This window comes from Micromonospora sp. L32, assembly GCF_052068055.1.
Lineage (GTDB): Bacteria > Actinomycetota > Actinomycetes > Mycobacteriales > Micromonosporaceae > Micromonospora > Micromonospora purpureochromogenes.
In genome coordinates, this window is the sequence record NZ_JBQHDD010000007.1 from 352011 (window position 1) to 368628 (window position 16618).

At 73.3% G+C, this 16618-nt stretch carries 16 protein-coding genes; 9 read left to right on the forward strand and 7 right to left on the reverse strand.

All coding sequences use genetic code 11. The features are described from left to right. Positions 1-7: 7 nt before the first annotated feature. The 4 genes from ACTMTB_RS21140 to ACTMTB_RS21155 are packed head-to-tail and all read left to right on the forward strand — an operon-like array spanning position 8 to position 5155. Positions 8-1300 carry a lysine N(6)-hydroxylase/L-ornithine N(5)-oxygenase family protein gene (locus tag ACTMTB_RS21140; RefSeq protein ID WP_441148013.1) on the forward strand — a complete coding sequence of 431 codons (1293 nt, stop codon included), beginning with the start codon at positions 8-10 and terminating at the stop codon, positions 1298-1300. Then, positions 1297-1866, forward strand: coding sequence for a GNAT family N-acetyltransferase (locus tag ACTMTB_RS21145; protein ID WP_441148014.1), 570 nt, complete (start codon positions 1297-1299; stop codon positions 1864-1866). The genes ACTMTB_RS21140 and ACTMTB_RS21145 overlap by 4 nt, the downstream gene beginning before the upstream one ends. Beyond that, complete coding sequence (locus ACTMTB_RS21150) at positions 1863-3647, forward strand: IucA/IucC family protein (protein WP_441148015.1); 1785 nt, start codon at positions 1863-1865, stop codon at positions 3645-3647. Before ACTMTB_RS21145 ends, ACTMTB_RS21150 begins: the two co-directional genes overlap by 4 nt. Next, on the forward strand, positions 3644-5155 hold the full coding sequence (locus tag ACTMTB_RS21155; RefSeq protein WP_441148016.1) for an MFS transporter: 1512 nt from the start codon (positions 3644-3646) through the stop codon (positions 5153-5155). The genes ACTMTB_RS21150 and ACTMTB_RS21155 overlap by 4 nt, the downstream gene beginning before the upstream one ends. 164 nt (positions 5156-5319) lie before the next feature. Here ACTMTB_RS21155 and ACTMTB_RS21160 read toward each other — a convergent pair whose 3' ends face one another. The 3 genes from ACTMTB_RS21160 to trmB all read right to left on the reverse strand — a co-directional run bounded on the left by ACTMTB_RS21160 (position 5320) and on the right by trmB (position 9490). Further along, complete coding sequence (locus ACTMTB_RS21160; RefSeq protein ID WP_154938380.1) at positions 5320-5967, reverse strand: hypothetical protein; 648 nt, start codon at positions 5965-5967, stop codon at positions 5320-5322. Between the two features lie 120 nt (positions 5968-6087). Beyond that, the gene (locus tag ACTMTB_RS21165) at positions 6088-8592 is read right to left on the reverse strand and encodes a DEAD/DEAH box helicase (RefSeq protein ID WP_441148017.1); all 2505 of its coding nucleotides are present in this window, start codon (positions 8590-8592) and stop codon (positions 6088-6090) included. 184 nt (positions 8593-8776) lie between these two features. After that, entirely contained in the window at positions 8777-9490 is a 714-nt protein-coding gene (gene trmB, locus ACTMTB_RS21170; protein WP_441148018.1) for a tRNA (guanosine(46)-N7)-methyltransferase TrmB, read from the reverse strand. Positions 9491-9622: 132 nt separating this feature from the next. Between trmB and ACTMTB_RS21175 the strand changes: the two genes are divergently transcribed. Both ACTMTB_RS21175 and ACTMTB_RS21180 read left to right on the forward strand, forming a co-directional pair. Continuing rightward, a complete protein-coding gene (locus tag ACTMTB_RS21175; RefSeq protein WP_441148019.1) occupies positions 9623-10210 on the forward strand; it encodes a hypothetical protein in 588 nt (195 codons plus the stop codon). Positions 10211-10218: 8 nt separating this feature from the next. Next, complete coding sequence (locus tag ACTMTB_RS21180; protein WP_441148020.1) at positions 10219-10902, forward strand: class F sortase; 684 nt, start codon at positions 10219-10221, stop codon at positions 10900-10902. A 12-nt stretch (positions 10903-10914) separates the two neighbouring features. Here the strand turns inward: ACTMTB_RS21180 and ACTMTB_RS21185 are convergent, their stop codons facing one another. The 3 genes from ACTMTB_RS21185 to ACTMTB_RS21195 all read right to left on the reverse strand — a co-directional run bounded on the left by ACTMTB_RS21185 (position 10915) and on the right by ACTMTB_RS21195 (position 13244). After that, positions 10915-11235, reverse strand: coding sequence for an antibiotic biosynthesis monooxygenase family protein (locus ACTMTB_RS21185; protein WP_441148021.1), 321 nt, complete (start codon positions 11233-11235; stop codon positions 10915-10917). Positions 11236-11332: 97 nt separating this feature from the next. After that, positions 11333-12130 (reverse strand): exodeoxyribonuclease III, encoded by a 798-nt coding sequence (locus tag ACTMTB_RS21190; protein ID WP_441148022.1) that lies wholly within the window; start codon positions 12128-12130, stop codon positions 11333-11335. A gap of 193 nt (positions 12131-12323) precedes the next feature. Beyond that, a complete protein-coding gene (locus tag ACTMTB_RS21195; RefSeq protein ID WP_441148023.1) occupies positions 12324-13244 on the reverse strand; it encodes a proteasome assembly chaperone family protein in 921 nt (306 codons plus the stop codon). Positions 13245-13663: 419 nt separating this feature from the next. On the opposite strand from ACTMTB_RS21195, the gene ACTMTB_RS21200 reads away from it, so the two are divergent. The 3 genes from ACTMTB_RS21200 to ACTMTB_RS21210 all read left to right on the forward strand — a co-directional run bounded on the left by ACTMTB_RS21200 (position 13664) and on the right by ACTMTB_RS21210 (position 15568). Then, positions 13664-14533 (forward strand): peptidase M23, encoded by an 870-nt coding sequence (locus ACTMTB_RS21200; RefSeq protein ID WP_441148024.1) that lies wholly within the window; start codon positions 13664-13666, stop codon positions 14531-14533. Between the two features lie 73 nt (positions 14534-14606). Beyond that, positions 14607-14753: a hypothetical protein gene (locus tag ACTMTB_RS21205; protein WP_170285326.1), complete on the forward strand. Its 147-nt coding sequence runs from the start codon at positions 14607-14609 to the stop codon at positions 14751-14753. Between the two features lie 35 nt (positions 14754-14788). Next, complete coding sequence (locus ACTMTB_RS21210) at positions 14789-15568, forward strand: EcsC family protein (RefSeq protein WP_441148025.1); 780 nt, start codon at positions 14789-14791, stop codon at positions 15566-15568. A 161-nt stretch (positions 15569-15729) separates the two neighbouring features. Here ACTMTB_RS21210 and ACTMTB_RS21215 read toward each other — a convergent pair whose 3' ends face one another. Continuing rightward, positions 15730-16581 (reverse strand): GDSL-type esterase/lipase family protein, encoded by an 852-nt coding sequence (locus ACTMTB_RS21215; RefSeq protein ID WP_441148026.1) that lies wholly within the window; start codon positions 16579-16581, stop codon positions 15730-15732. Positions 16582-16618: the final 37 nt, after the last annotated feature.

The window sequence follows — 16618 nt, forward strand, 5'->3', positions numbered from 1 at the left end:
GAACCCCATGTCGACCCACGACTTCATCGCCGTCGGGCTGGGCCCGTACAACCTGGGCCTGGCCTGCCTGACCGCGCCGATCCGCGACCTCGACGGCCTCTTCCTCGAGGCCCGCGACGAGTTCAACTGGCATCCCGGCATGCTGCTGGAGTCCACCCGCCTGCAGACGCCGTTCCTCGCCGACCTGGTCACCCTGGCCGACCCCACCTCGCCCTACTCGTTCCTGAACTACCTCAAGGAATCCGGGCGGCTGTACCCGTTCTACATCCGGGAGAGCTTCTTCCCGCTGCGCAGCGAGTACAACGACTACTGCCGGTGGGCGGCGGCGAAGCTGTCCAGCGTCCGGTTCGGCCACGAGGTCACCTCCATCGAGTACGACCCGGCCGACGAGCGGTACGTCGTGCACGCCACGGCGGCCGGCGAGCGGGTCATCCACCGAGCCCGGCACCTGGTGCTGGGCACCGGCACCCCGCCCCACGTGCCCGACGCCTGCCGGGACCTCGGCGGCGACGTGATCCACAACTCGCGGTACCTGGAGAACCGGGCGGCGCTGCGGGCCAAGCGCAGCGTCACCGTGGTCGGCAGCGGGCAGAGCGCGGCCGAGATCTACCACGACCTGCTCTCCGACATCGGCACCCACGGCTACCAGCTCAACTGGGTCACCCGCTCGCCGCGGTTCTTCCCGCTGGAGTACACCAAGCTCACCCTGGAGATGACCTCGCCGGACTACGTGGACTACTTCCACGCCCTGCCCGAGGCGACCCGGTACCGGCTGGAGGCCGAGCAGAAGGGCCTGTTCAAGGGCATCAACGCCGACCTGGTCAACGACATCTTCGACCTGCTCTACGCCCGCAGCGTGGCCGGCCCGGTGCCCACCCGGCTGATGACCAACACCGCGCTGAGCACCGCCACCCACGACCCGGCGAGCGGGACGTACACGCTCGGCCTGCGCAACGTCGAGCAGGGCCGCGACTTCACCCTCACCACCGAGGGGCTGGTGCTGGCCACCGGCTACCACTACCGGGTGCCCGACTTCCTGGAGCCCATCCGCGACCGGCTCCGCTGGGACTCGCACGGCCGCTTCGACGTCGCCCGCAACTACTCGGTCGACCAGACCGGCCGGGGTGTCTTCCTCCAGAACGCCAGCACCCAGGCGCACAGCATCACCTCGCCGGATCTCGGCATGGGCGCGTACCGCAACTCCTGGATCATCCGGGAGCTGACCGGGCGCGAGCACTACCCGATCGAGCGGCGCATCGCCTTCCAGGAGTTCGGTGCGCCGGTGGCGGTGACCGCATGACGGTGTTCCGCCGGGTCGACGACCGGCTCGGCGAGTTCGCCCTGCGTACCCTTGATCCGGACGGCGACGCCGCGCTGCTGCACGGCTGGGTCACCCACCCCAAGGCCGGGTTCTGGCTGATGCAGGACGCCGACGTGGCCCGGGTGGCGCAGGAGTACCGGCGGATCGCCGCGCACCCGCACCACGACGCGTACCTCGGCTCGTGGCGCGGCCGGCCGGCGTTCCTCGCCGAGCGGTACGACCCGGCCCACGTCGAACTCGTCGGCCTGTACGGCGCCGCCGACGGCGACGTCGGCATGCACTTCCTCTGCGCGCCCGCCGACAACCCCGTGCACGGCTTCACCCGCGCCGTGATCACCACGGTCATGGCGTGGCTCTTCGCCGACCCGGCCGTCCGCCGCGTCGTCGTCGAACCGGACGTGCGCAACCACGCCGTGCACGCGCTCAACGCCGCCGTGGGCTTCACCGTCGTCGGCCCGATCCGCAAGCCCGAGAAGGACGCTCTGCTCAGCGTCTGCACCCGTGAGAAGTTCCTGGCCGCCACCCGAGGAGACCTGCCCGCGTGAACCCGCTCGCATCCGTGGACCACCTGACCCCGGGGCACTGGGCCGAGGCCAACCGGCTGCTGGTCCGCAAGGCCCTCGCGGAGTTCGCCCACGAACGACTGATCACCCCCGAGCCGCTGGGCGCGGACCGCTACCGGGTACCCGGCGACGACGGCACCGTCGAGTACCGGTTCACCGCCCGGCTGCTCGCCCTGCGGCACTGGCAGGTCGACGCGGCCAGCATCACCCGGCACTCCGACGGCCGGGAGCTGCCGCTGGACGCCGTCGACCTCTGCCTCGACCTGCGCGGGGCGCTCGGCCTCACCGACGAGATCCTGCCGGTCTACCTCGAGGAGATCACCTCGACGCTGGCCGGCACCGCGTACAAGCTCGGCAAGCCGGCGATGGACGCCACCAAGCTGGCCCGGGCGGACTTCCAGGACGTCGAGACGCAGATGACCGAGGGGCACCCCTGCTTCGTGGCCAACAACGGCCGGATCGGTTTCGGGGTGCACGAGTACCACCGGTACGCCCCGGAGGCCGCCCGGCCGGTCCGGCTGATCTGGCTGGCCGCACACCGCGACCACACCACCTTCAGCTGCGCCGCCGACCTGGACTACGACACCCTGGTCCGCGCCGAACTCGGCGACGACACGCTCGCCGGCTTCGCCCGTACCCTCACCGGGCTGGGCCTGGACCCGGCCGACTACCTGCTCCTCCCGGTGCATCCGTGGCAGTGGTGGAACAAGCTCTCCGTCACCTTCGCCGGCGAGGTGGCCCGGCGGCAGCTGGTCTGCCTCGGCGAGGGCCCCGACGAGTACCTCGCCCAGCAGTCCATCCGCACCTTCTTCAACGTCACCCACCCGGAGAAGCACTACGTCAAGACCGCCCTGTCGGTGCTCAACATGGGCTTCATGCGCGGGCTGTCCGCCGCGTACATGGAGCACACCCCGGCGATCAACGACTGGCTGGCCGACCTCGTCGCCACCGACCCCGTGTTCCGGCGCAGCCGGCTGACGATCATCCGGGAACGCGCCGCGATCGGCTACCGCCACCGGCAGTACGAGGCGGCGACCGACCGGTACTCCCCGTACCGGAAGATGCTGGCCGCGCTCTGGCGGGAGAGCCCGGTCGCCGGGCTGGAGCCGGGCCGCCGGCTGGCGACCATGGCGTCCCTGCTGCACGTCGACCGGGGCGGCCGGTCGGTCGCCGGCGCGCTGGTGGCGGAGTCGGGGCTGGCGCCGACGGTCTGGCTGCGCCGTTACCTCGACGCCTACCTGGTCCCGCTGCTGCACAGCCTCTACGCCCACGACCTGGCCTTCATGCCGCACGGGGAGAACGTGATCCTGGTGCTGCACGACGGGGCGGTGGAGCGGGTGATCTTCAAGGACATCGCCGAGGAGATCGCGGTGATGGACCCCGAGGCCGACCTGCCACCGGCGGTGCGGCGCATCCGGGTCGCGGTTCCCGACGAGGAGAAGATCCTGTCGATCTTCACCGACGTGTTCGACTGCTTCCTGCGCCACCTCAACGCCATCCTGGTCACCGAGGGCGTCCTGGCCGAGGACGAGTTCTGGCGCACGGCGGCCGAGTGCGCCGCCGACTACCAGCGCGGCGTCCCGCACCTGGCCGAGCGGCTGCGCCGGCACGACCTCTTCGCCGCCGAGTTCCCGCTGTCCTGCCTGAACCGGCTGCAACTGCGCAACAACCGGCAGATGGTCGACCTCGCCGACCCGTCGGCCGCGTTGCAGTTCGTCGGCACCCTGGCCAACCCGCTCGCCCGCTTCGCCCCGCCGCGATGAGCGCCCCCGGCGCGGTACGCGACGGCAGCCCGGCGGCGGGGACCCCGCCGGCCGGCCCGGTCCGACACCGCTGGCTGATCCTGGCCGTGCTCTGCCTGGCCCAGGTCACCGTGGTCCTCGACAACACCGTGCTGACCGTGGCGATCCCGGTGCTCACCGGCGAACTGGACGCCACCACCGCCGACGTCCAATGGATGATCAACGCGTACGCGCTGGTGCAGTGCGGCCTGCTGCTCACCGCCGGCAGCGCCGCCGACCGGTACGGGCGGCGGCGGATGCTGCTCGCCGGCCTGGTCCTGTTCGGCGCCGGCTCGCTGGCCGCCGGGCTCGCCGGGACCAGCGGGCAGCTCATCGCCGCCCGGGCCGGCATGGGGATCGGCGGCGCCCTCCTGGTCACCGCCACCCTCGCGGTCGCCATGCAGATCTTCGACGCTTCCGAGCGGACCCGGGCGATCGGTCTCTGGGCGGCCACCAGCGCGCTGGGCTTCGCGGCCGGGCCGCCGATCGGTGGCGCCATCCTCGCCCACCTGCCGTGGAACGCGATCTTCCTGGTCAACGTCCCGATCGTGCTGGTCTGCCTGCTGGCCGCCGGGGCGCTGGTGCCGGAGTCCCGCGATCCGGTGGACGGCCGCCTCGACCTGCTCGGCGTGCTGCTCTCCACGGCCGGCCTCACCGGGGTGGTCTGGGCGATCATCTCCGGGCCGGAGCACGGGTGGGCGGCGCCGGCGGTGCTCGGCGCGGCCGGCGCCGGCGTGCTCCTGCTGTTGCTCTTCGTGGCGTGGGAGCGGCGGATCCCGGCCCCGATGCTGGACATGAGCCTGTTCTCCGAACGCCGGTTCGTCGGCGCGGTCTGCGGGGTCGTCCTGATCACCTTCGGCGCCACCGGCGCACTGTTCCTGCTGACCCAGCACCTCCAGTTCGTGCGCGGCTATTCGGCGTGGGAGGCGGGACTGCGGATGGTGCCCTTCGCGCTCTCCATCGTCGTGCTCAACCTCGCCGGTGTCGCCGCCCGGGTCATCCGCCGGCTCGGGTCGCCGTCGGCGATCGCCGTCGGGATGGCGCTGCTGGCCGGCGGACTCACGGTCGTCACGCACGCACCGGGGGACGGCTACCCCGTGCTGCTCGGCGGGCTGCTGCTGATGGGCGCCGGCTGCGCGCTGGCCAACCCGGCCATCGTCGAGGCGGTGATGAGCGCCGTGCCGGCGCGCAAGGCCGGCGTCGGCGCGGGCGTGGACGGCACCATGACCGAGGTCGGCGGCAGCCTGGGCATCGCCGTGCTGGGGGCCGTGCTGAACGCCCGGTTCGCCGCGCTGCTGCCACCCGCCCTGGCCGGCGCGGGATCGCTCCCCGCCGCCGTGGCCGCCGCCCGGTCGGAGACCGAACGGCAGGCCGTCTCCGATGCGTTCCGCGCGGCACTGGAGACCGGCCAGACGGTGGGCGCCGTGGCGGTTCTCGTCGGCGGCCTCGTCACCGCGGGGCTGCTGCACAGGGCCGACCGCACCGGCTGATCCCCCGGACCCACCCGCCGGCTGACCCGGCGCGCCGCCACCGGTCCCGAGGTGGCGGCGCGCCGGAGCAGCACGCCCGTCCCGTCCGGACCGGTGGCCGGCCCGGGCGGGGGTACCACGCCCGCACCCGGCCGGATCGTGGCCGGCCCGGCGGGAGCGTCGGGTCAGGCGGCGGTGGACCAGATGGCGCGGAAGGCGGCGGCCTCGCCGGCCAGCCACTGCTCGACCTGCTCGGGCTTGATCGTGTCGGGCATCCGGTGGGCCTCGCCCCGCCGCACGTCGACCAGGACCGGCTCGGCGTGCGGCAGCACCGCGTCCATGTGCCGGGCCATCAGGTGCAGCGTGGCCAGCGTCGCCTCCTCGCTCGGCGGGGCTTCGTCGAAGTGCAGCCGGACGGCCTCGGCGTGGCCGTCGGCGTACCGGACGCCGAAGTGCGGATTGATCTTGACGGGCAGGTCGCCCAGCATGGCGAGCGCGTCGCGGGTCTGGGCCAGGTCGATGCCGGCCGGCTCGCCGAGGGACTCCAGCCAGGCCGTCGCCCCGGGGACGAGCGCCTGGTAGAGCGGGCGCCACCGGGGCTTGACCACGTCGGCCACGCCGGCGAGGTGGGTGCCGCCGGTGTGGAAGGCGATGTCGGCCTTGAGGGCCTTGACGAACTGGCCGTGCGGGTTGAACCCGTGCCGGCTGGCCCGCTGCTTGCGCAGCCCACCGACGAAGGTGGCCTTGGTCGGCCCGGTGCGGTCGACGTACCGGGTGAAGCCGAGGAGCGTGGCGTAGGGGGTGAGCGGGGCGGCGGAGGTGGGCGCGGTCACGAGCGTCCTCCCAGGTCAGGAACCTCGATTAGTACACACATTCTAATCGACAGGAGTGACATCGCCCAGGGAACGAAAGGGGCCGCCCGGACACTCCGGACGGCCCCGCGAAACTCTTTTCTACAGCTGCCCGACGTCGGTGATCCGGACGACCGCGGCGCCCGCCTCGTCGGACGCGGCGAGGTCCACCTCGGCGCTGATGCCCCAGTCGTGGTCGCCCTCGGGGTCGTCGAGGATCTGCCGTACCGTCCAGCGTTCCCGGCCCTGCTCGATCATCAGCAGCGCCGGCCCGCGCGCGTCGGGGCCGACCCCGATCGAGTCGTACAACTCGAAGTACGGCTCCAGCGCCTCGGCCCACGCGTCGCCGTCCCAGCCCGACGCGGAGTCCAGCTCGCCCAGGTCGTACCAGCGGCGCAGCGCGGCCAGCTCGACCCGGCGGAACAGCGCGTTGCGCACCAGCACCCGGAAGGCGCGGGCGTTGCGGGTGACCGCCGGCGGCTTGTCCGCCAGCGACGAGGCCAGCTCCGCCACGTCGGACGGGTTGCGCAGCCGCTCCCACTCGTCGATCAGGCTGGAGTCGACCTGGCGGACCAGCTCGCCCAGCCACTCGATGAGGTCGACCAGCTCCTCGGTCTTGGCGTCCTCGGGCACGGTCTGCCGCAGCGTCTTGTACGCGTCGGCGAGGTACCGCAGCACCAGGCCCTCCGAGCGGGACAGCCCGTAGAACTGCACGTACTCGGTGAAGGTCATCGCCCGCTCGTACATGTCCCGGACCACCGACTTGGGGGAGAGCTGGTGGTCGGCGACCCAGGGGTGGCCCTGCCGGTACATCTCGTACGCGGCCCCCAGCAGCTCGGCGAGCGGCTTGGGCCAGGTCACCTCGTCGAGCAGTTCGAGGCGGGCCTCGTACTCGATGCCCTCGGCCTTCATCGCGGCCACCGCCTCGCCGCGGGCCTTGAACTGCTGCGCGGAGAGCACCTGCCGGGGGTCGTCGAGGATCGACTCGACGACCGAGAGCACGTCGAGGGCGTACGAGGGGGACTCGACGTCGAGCAGCTCGATCGCGGCCAGCGCCAGCGGCGACAGCGGCTGGTTGAGCGCGAAGTCGAGCTGAAGGTCGACGGTGAGGCGGACCCGCCGGCCGGCCTCGTCCGGCTCGTCGAGCTGTTCGACCACCCCGCCGGCGCGCAGCGCCCGGTAGATCGCGATGGCCCGGCGGATGTGCCGGCGCTGGGCGGCCCGGTCCTCGTGGTTGTCGGTCAGCAGGTGCCGCATCGAGGCGAACGCGTCGCCGGGCCGGCCGATGACGTTGAGCAGCATCGAGTGGCTGACCTGGAAGCTGGAGGTCAGCGGCTCCGGCTCGGCCTCGACCAGGCGCTCGAAGGTGGGCTGCCCCCAGCCGACCGAGCCCTCCGGTGGCTTCTTCTTGACCACCTTGCGCCGCTTCTTCGGGTCGTCGCCGGCCTTGGCCAGGGCCTTCTCGTTCTCGATGACGTGCTCGGGGGCCTGCACCACCACCCGGCCGAGGGTGTCGAAGCCGGCCCGCCCGGCCCGCCCGGCGATCTGGTGGAACTCGCGGGCCTTGAGCAGCCGGGTACGCACCCCGTCGTACTTGGACAGGCCGGTGAAGAGCACGGTGCGGATGGGCACGTTGATGCCGACGCCCAGGGTGTCGGTGCCGCAGATGACCTTGAGCAGGCCGGCCTGGGCGAGGGTCTCCACCAGTCGGCGGTACTTGGGCAGCATGCCGGCGTGGTGTACGCCGATGCCGTGCCGGACCAGCCGGGACAGGGTCTTGCCGAAGCCGGAGGTGAACCGGAAGTTGCCGATCGCCTGGGCGATCATGTCCTTCTCGGCCCGGGTGCAGACGTTGACGCTCATCAGCGCCTGGGCGCGTTCCAGCGCGGCGGCCTGGGTGAAGTGCACGACGTAGACCGGGGCCTGCTTGGTCTCCAGCAGCTCCTCGAGGGTCTCGTGCATCGGGGTCATCGCGTACGAGAAGAGCAGCGGGACCGGCCGCTCGGCGGAGCGGACGACGGCGGTGGATCGCCCGGTGCGCCGGGACAGGTCGTCGACGAACCGGGTGGTGTCGCCGAGCGTGGCCGACATCAGCACGAACTGCGCCTGCGGCAGCTCGATCAGCGGCACCTGCCACGCCCAGCCCCGGTCGGGCTCGGCGTAGAAGTGGAACTCGTCCATGACCACCTGGCCGACGTCCGCCCGGGACCCCTCGCGCAGCGCGAGGTTGGCCAGGATCTCGGCGGTGCAGCAGATGATCGGGGCGTCGGCGTTGACGCTGGCGTCGCCGGTGAGCATGCCGACGTTCTCCGCGCCGAAGACCTCGCAGAGGGCGAAGAACTTCTCCGACACCAGCGCCTTGATCGGCGCGGTGTAGAAGGTGGTCCGGTTGTCGGCCAGGGCGGCGAAGTGCGCCGCGATCGCGACCAGGCTCTTGCCGGAGCCGGTCGGCGTGTTCATGATCACGTTCGCGCCGGAGACGATCTCGATGACCGCCTCCTCCTGGTGGGGGTAGAGGTCGAGGCCGCGCTCCTTCGCCCAGCCGGCGAACGCGTCGTAGAGGGTGTCGGGGTCGGCGCTTCGAGGCAGCGCGGCAGTGAGCGTCATAGCCGCTCCATCGTGCCCGCCCCGCACCCCCGCCCGCCAACCGGGTACGCGCCCCCAGCCCTTCGCGCGTCGCAGATTCAGAGAAAGCGTGGCTATTCCCGCCCCGATAGGCACTCTTTCTCGGAAAGAGCACCCGGCGTCGGCCGGGTGGGCGCGGCGGCGGGGAGGGGAGGGGTGGGGTGGGTCAGGGGTGGCGGGGGTGGATGAGGTCGAAGACGGGGCGGCCGGCGGTCAGGGCGCGGCGCTCGAACCTGGTGACCGGGCGGTGTGCGGGGCGGGGGGCGAAGTCTCCGTGCGGGTCCGCCAGGCCGGGGTCTGCGGTCAGGGTCTCCCGCATCGACTCGGCGTACTCGGCCCAGTCGGTGGCGCAGTGCAGGATGCCACCCGGCCGCAGGCGGGAGCGGAGCAACGCCACGTGTTCCGGCTGGATGATCCGCCGCTTGTGGTGCCGGGCCTTCGGCCAGGGGTCGGGGAAGAAGACGTGCACCGCGTCCAGAGCGTCGGTCGGCATGGCACGGACCAGGTCCAGCGCGTCGCCCTTGGCCACCCGGACGTTGGTCAGCCCATGCCGTTCCACCAGTTCCAGCAGCTTGCCGAGGCCGGGCGTGTGCACCTCGACGGCCAGGTAGTCCCGGTCCGGGTCGGCGACGGCCATCGCCGCCGTGGCGTCGCCCATGCCGGAGCCGATCTCCAGCACCACGGGGGCGCCCCGGCCGAAGAGCGCGGCCGGGTCGAAGGGGCCGTCGAGCTCGGCGATGTCGACGCCGTACTCCGGCCAGAGCCGTTCCAGCGCGTCCGTCTGGCGGCCGCTCATCCGGCCGCGGCGGGGGTGGAAGGTGCGGATCCGGGCGGCCGGCGGGGCCGCCGGGACGGCGGGGTTCTGGTCGGTGGAGGTCACAGCGACCCGAGCGTACGCGACGGTTCCGTCGTATCGGATGTGATGTACGCCCGGGGGTGAGACGATTCATCCCGTACGGCAGGCCGGCGCTCGCTGTCCCGGCGCTGCCCGAGGCGGCCGGAAGGGGGCAGGATGTCGATCACGCTCCAGCGCACCGCGTTGGCCATCACGTTCGGTGCCCTCGGCCCGGCGTTGCTCGGGGCGGGCGCGGCGCTCGCCGCCCCGCCACCCGCGGCGGCGGCCCTGGCCCCCAGCGAGCCGGCTGAGGTCTGGCCGCTGCAGGCCGGCGAGCCGCAGCCGACTCCCAACGTGGTCTTCGTCGAGGTACGCCCGACCCCGGTGCAGCCCGGCTTCCTGGTCGGCATCCGGGCCAGTTGCCGGGACAACTCCATCCCGGCGACGGTCGTCTCCGACGCGTTCGGCCGGGTGCAGGTGCACCCCCAGCGTGGTGAGCTGACCGCCTCGGCCGAGGTCCGGGAGCGGACCCGGCCGGGCAACTACCGGGTCAAGCTGGAGTGCCGCGACGGCGCGACCGCCTCGACGATGCTCCAGGTGGTCAAGTCGATGAAGCCCAGCCCCGGCCCGCACACCGGCTTCGGCGGCTCCGCCGGCGCCAACCTCACCGGCCTTCTCGTACCCGGTGGCCTGGCCCTGACCATCGCCGGCGCGACGGTCGGCATCATCGCGGCCCGCCGCCCCCGTGGCGCCGCCCGAGGCTGAGCGGCGCGATGGCCTCGCAACCCGCCTCGACACCGGCCGCCCGCGGCGACCGTGCCTCGGCACGCAGCCCCTGGTCGGTGCCGCTCGCGGCGGCCCTGGTGCTGCTCGGCGTCTTCGCGACCGGCGCGGGCCTCGGGCGTACCGTCGGGCCGCTGGACTGGGCGGCCGGCCAGCAACGCCCGGCGGACGCGCAGGAGCGGCCCGACGCAGGGCGCGGCGGCGGGTTGCCGGCCAGCCGGCCGGTGAGCCTGGCGGTGCCGGCCATTCAGGTGACCGCCCCGGTGGCCCCGGTGGGAAAGGCGAGGGACGGGTCGATCGACGTGCCGCCGCTGAACCGGCACCACGAGACCGGCTGGTACGACCGCGGCCCGACCCCGGGTGAGCCCGGCCGGGCCATCATCGTCGGGCACGTCGACTCCAAGAGCGGCCCGGCCGTCTTCTACGAGCTGCGCAAGCTCAAGCCCGGCGACCGGATCGAGGTGACCCGCGAGGATCGCAAGGTCGCGGTGTTCACCGTCGACTCGGTCGAGTACTTCGACAAGTCCCACCTGCCGGCCGACCGGGTCTACGGCGACGACGGGCCGCCGGCGCTGCGGCTGATCACCTGCGGCGGCGCCTGGGTCGGCGGCCGGACCGGCTACGAGGACAACGTCATCGCCTTCGCCTCGCTCGCCGAGACCCGGCAGCCCTGATCGGCCGGGCGCTCAGCCCTTGCCGGTGACCTGCTGGACGACCTCGAACTCCAGCAGCGTGGCGCCCGAGGAGACCGGCCGCCGCTGCTCCCCGCCCGCGCCGCCGGCGTGCGCGGCCCGGGCCGGGCCGGCCGCCCACGCCTGGTACGCCTCCTCGCTCTCCCACCGGGTGTAGACGAAGTAGCGGCTCTCCCCGGCGACCGGACGCAGCAGCTCGAAGCCGAGGAACCCGGGGGAGTTCTCCACCGCGCCGGCCCGGGCGGCGAACCGCTTCTCCAGCTCCTCGCCGGCGCCGGACGGGACGTCGATCGCGTTGATCTTCACGACTGCCATGGCTCCACCCTAACCAGCGGCCGATCAGCCGGGTGGACGCCCCGCCCGCTCCCCGACGCCGGCCGGGGCCGCCGGACCACCCGCGTCGAGGCAGGGCTCAGAACGACTCGACGGCCGGCACCAGCTCGGCGTCGACCACGATCGGGGCGTGGTCGGACGGGCCCTTGCCCTTGCGGGCCTCCCGGTCGACGTACGCGGAGCGGACCGCCCGGGCGAACGGCGCGGAGGCGTAGACGAGGTCGATCCGCATGCCCTTGTTCTGATGGAACATCCCGGCCCGGTAGTCCCAGTACGTGAAGGGGTGCGGGCCCTTCATCGGGGTCGGCACCACGTCGACCAGCCCGAGGTCGCGCAGCGCCGCCAGGGCGGCCCGCTCGGCCGGCGTGACGTGGGTGGAGGTGACGAAGAGCGCCGGGTCCCAGACGTCGGCGTCGGTGGGGGCGACGTTGAAGTCGCCGCAGACCGCCACCGGCGCCCCGCCGGCCAGCTCCGGCTCCAGCGCGTCCCGCAGCGCGGCGAACCAGGCCAGCTTGTACGCGTAGTGCGGGTCGTCGGGGGAGCGGCCGTTCGGGACGTACACCGACCAGACCCGGACCCCGTCGCAGGTGGCCGAGATGGCCCGGGCCTCCGGTTCGGGGAACCCGGGCTCGCCGGGGAATCCGACCGCCACGTCGGCCAGCCCGACCCGGGACAGGATCGCCACCCCGTTCCACCGGCCGTCGCTGTGGCTGGCCACCTCGTAGCCCAGCTCGCCCACCTCGGCGCTGGGGAAGGAACCGTCGGGGCACTTGGTCTCCTGCAGGCAGACCACGTCCGGGCCGGTCGTGGCCAGCCAGTCGAGCAGCCGGGGCAGGCGGGCCTTCACCGAGTTCACGTTCCAGGTCGCCAGACGCATGCCTTCAGCCTGCCGTATCCGGCCCCGACGCGCCGGGCCAGCCGGCCCGGCGCGCCGCATGATCGGCTATGGAGCCGGCCGCGCGCGGGCGGGCGGTCTGCCGTATCCGGGCTCAGTGCCCGGCGGGGCCAGGCAGGGCGGTCGGCGCGGTTGGTGACGGCGCCGACCGCCGGTTGTTCAGCGGTCGGCCGGGTCAGCCGTTCGGGGTGTCGCCGGGTCGGGTCTGCTCGGCCAGGAACCGCTCCAGCTCGGCGCCGAGCTCGTCGGCGGTGGGCAGCGGCCCGGCCTCGGCGGCCAGCAGGTTCTTCTCGCCGCGCCCACGGGCGAACGCGTCGTACTGCTCCTCCAGGGCCTGGACCAGCGCGGCGGCCTCGTCGGTCTGCGCGACCTGCCGGTCGATCTCGACCCGCACCACCTCGGCGGCAGTGCGCAGACTGTCGCTGGGCAGCAGCAGCCCGGTGCTGCGGGAGACCGAGGAGAGCAGCACCTCGGCGGCGGCCGGGTACTCGGTCTGGGCGACGTAGTGCGGCACGTGCGCGGCGAAGCCGATCGCGTCCCGGCCCGCCTCGCCCAGCCGGTACTCGAGCAGATGGCCGACGCTGCCGGGGACCTGCACCCGCTGGAGCCAGGGCTCGTAGCCGGAGATCAGCTCGCGCCGGGTGGCGTGCGCGGTCACCCCGGTGGGGCGGGTGTGCGGCACGGCCATCGGGATGGAGTTCAGCCCGGCGGTCAGTCGGACGCCGAGTCGGGTGGCCACGGCGGCGACCGCGGCCACGAACCGCTCCCACTGCAGGTCCGGCTCCGGGCCGGTGAGCAGCAGGAAGGGGGTTTCGTCGTCGTCGTGCAGCAGGTGCAGCGCCAGCTCCGGCGCGTCGTAGTGCTCCCAGTGGTCCTCGACGAAGGTCATCACCGGACGGCGGGAGCGGTAGTCGAAGAGCTGATCGACGTCGAAGGTCGCGATCTGACGCGATTCCAGCGAGGTGAGCAGCTGCTCACGGGCCAGGCGGCTCGCGTTGCCGGCGTCGACGAAGCCGGTCAGGGCCTGGATCAGCACCGGCTGCCCGAGGTCGGGCAGGTCGTCGGTGAGCTGGTAGAGCTCGTGTGGGTCGAGCACCGGTCGGACCTCCTGAGGAAACGCGCGTACGGGCCGCCGTGCGCGCACGGCTCCCGGTTCGCCGAACGTACCCGCCCGCGGTATCCATTCCAGCAACGGGCGGCTCGCGGCGATCCTGGCGAGCAAAGACGGACGAAGCGCGCATTTCGCCGATCATCCGAGGCGCGGTTGTCCGTTGGTCTACCAATCGCTCATACCAACGGGGGATATGGTCGATCATGCGGGCCGGGGCGGCGATGTCGACCCCGTCGTTCCGGAACTCCCGCCGCCGGGGGGTCTTCCCGAGATGCCGGTTCTGCGGGGTTACGCCCTGCCGCCACGGGGCACCACCGACGCGTCCCGGTTCGACCCGTCGGATTGTGGCGAGGGCCACTCGCTCACGGTGGGTGGCCCGTAAAACGCCTGCCTAACGTCGTCGGATGCGTGACGACGACACCATCGACGACCAGTACGCCCACGAGGGCCCGACTGGCCGTTCGGACGATACCCCCTCGTCCGTTCAGGTCGGCGTTCTCCGTGGCGGCGAGGCCGCTCCCTCGCTCCGTACCCGCCTCGGCGCCCTCGTTAACCCCCTGGCCCGCCGCCCGTCGCGGGTGGCGCTCGCCTCCGGCGTGGTCTGCTGCCTCGGCGTGGCGGCCTTCGCCGGCGTGCAGGCCCTGCCGGCCGACCGGCTCGATCCGGTCGCCGCCCAGCCGGCACTCACCGAGCGGGCGCAGGAGGGCGTGGCCTCCCGAGGCCAGGCGCGTACCCCGGTCACCGCGACCCCGACCCCCGCCGCCACCCGGACCGCCTCGCCGTCGCCGACCGCGACGAAGAAGGCCACGCCGAAGCCCAAGCCGAAGCCGAAGCGGATCGCCCCCGTCGCCGGCCTGGACCAGGCCCAGATGGACAACGCCAAGGCCATCGTCAAGGCCGGCCGGAAGATGGGCGTGCCCCGACAGGCCCTGATCATCGCCGTGGCCACCGCGATGCAGGAGAGCAACCTCTACAACTACGCCAGCGGCGTGCTGCCCGAGTCCCAGAACTACCCCCACCAGGCCATCGGCTGGGACCACGACTCGGTCGGGCTGTTCCAGCAGCGGCCCAGCAGCGGCTGGGGCGAGGTCCGCGACCTGATGGACCCCGAGTACGCCACCCAGGCGTTCCTCTCCGCGCTGCTGGAGATCCCCGGCTGGCAGAACCTGGCGCTGACCGACGCGGCCCAGGCCGTGCAGGTCTCGGCGTTCCCGTGGGCCTACGCCCAGCACGAGTGGCGGGCGACCGAGGTGGTCGAGGCCATCCTGGCCTGATCGTCCCGGGTTGTCGGTTGCCGGTTGTCCGTTCGGGGTACACATGATGCACGACCATCGAACGGAGGACGACATGTCACTGGTGCAACGGATCAGGGCGTTCCTGCGCTCGCCGCGCGGGCAACAGCTGGTCGACCGGGGCCGGCGTGAGTTGGCCAAGCCGGAGAACCAGGCCAAGCTCAGGCAGGTGGCCAACCGGTTCTCCAGCCGCCGCCGCTGATCGTCCCCCGCTCGCCCTCGACACCGGGAGCCCCCGTGACCGACTCCGCCCCCGTCGACGACGAACCCACCACCCCCACCCCGCCGCCGGCCAGCCCGGCGGCGGCGGTCACCCCGCCGGCCACCCGGGCGGGGGAGCCGGACGCCCCCGAGGCGCCGCCCGCCCGGCTCTGGGACCGGATGCGGGAGGACCCGCAGTACGCGCCGGAGCACCTCGCCCTGGAGGCGGTGCGCCGGCTGGGGCCGGAGGCCGCCGAGTGGGCGGCTCGGGCCCGTGCCGAGCGCCCCGACGTCTCCGCCGACGACCTCGCCGAGCAGGCGGTCCGGAAGTTCGTCAACCGGGCCCGCCTCTCCGGGGCGGTCTCCGGCGTGGCCGGGCTGCCCGGCGCGGTGATCGACGTCGGCGTGCTGGCCTGGACCCAGGCCCGGCTGGTGCTGCACATCGCCGCCGCGTACGGGGTGGACCCGGTGCATCCGGACCGGGCCACCGACCTGCTGGTGCTGCAGAAGGTGCACAAGGTCGCCGAGAGCGCCCGGCTGGCCCTGGGCGTGGCGGCGGGCCGGGAACGCGCCGGAGCCCTGTTCGGCCACGGCGCGCAGAACCCGCTCGGCAAGGTGATGCTCCGCCTCGGCGTGCGGCTGGCCCAGATGGCCGGGGTCCGTGCGGCGAAGCGGATGTTCGCCAAGGTCGTGCCGGGCGCTGCCATCATCCTCGGCACCTGGGCCAACTCCTCGGCCACCAAGGACCTCGCCGAGCGCGCCTGCGCGCTCTACCGGGCCGGTCTGGGCGGCGTGCCGCAGCCTCGCCGTTCCTGACCCGCACGGCAGGACGGCGGTGCGCCGGTCTCCGGGGCACCGCCGTTTCGCGTGCCCGGTGGGCAACAGCGGTCCACGCCGCCCGCGGTCGGCGGCCGACCGTTCCACCTCAGGCTCTGCCGGTCGGCCCGAGCGTCCCGGTGACCCGCTCGGAATGCTCGTCAGAGTCGCCAGCCGGCGGTGGAGAAGCTGACGTCGGCGAGCCGGTTCTGCCCGGCCACGTTGGGGTGGAACCAGTCGAGCCCGTTCACCTCGTCCAGGGTGAAGCGCACCCGGTGCACCGCCCCGCCGTCGTGCCGGCAGCGTGTCCCGTACGCCCGGCAGGCCGCCTTCAGTTGGGCGTTGTAGTCGTCGATGCGGTCGCGGAACCTGGCCCGGCGGGCCCGGTCGGCCGGGGCGGTGGAGGTCGGGTTGGCCAGCAGTGAGGGGCAGATGCCGGCCCGCCAGATCCGGGTGGCCCGCGAGTCGGTGTGCCCGACCTCCCAGAGCCGGTACAGGTCGGGGATGCTCACCACCAGCACGCGGGCCTTCGGTCGCCCTTTGCGCAGCACCCGCAGGCCACGGTCGACCTGGGTGCGGAACGTCGCCACCGGCGTCATCGTGTCGATGTCGTCGCGGCAGGCGTCGTTGGCGCCGATCAGCACGGTCACGTAGTCGGCCTTGTCGCGTACGGCCGCCTGCGCCTGCCCGGCGAGCGCCTCGGCCCGCGCCCCGGGCACGGCATGGTTGTGCGCCCGGCCGCGGATGTCCGGGTTGGCCTCGAGCAGCCGGCGGTAGTGGCTCTCCACCCGGATGCCGTCCCCTGTGGACCAGGAGTTGCGCTGGCAGGAGGTGAGCACGAGGCAGGAGCCGAAGCCGGTGGTGACCGAGTCGCCGAGCGCGGCCATGGTGGTGGGCAGGCCGGACTGGCCGGGCTCCCGCGTCGGCCGGGGCGAGGCGTTGCCGCCCTCCTCGCACGCGAGGGCGACCAGCGCCAGCAGGCAGGCGACGGCGGCGACCCAGCGTCGAGGCATTGTGTTCCCCCGGTCCGGCGGCGCAGAGCGACAGCGC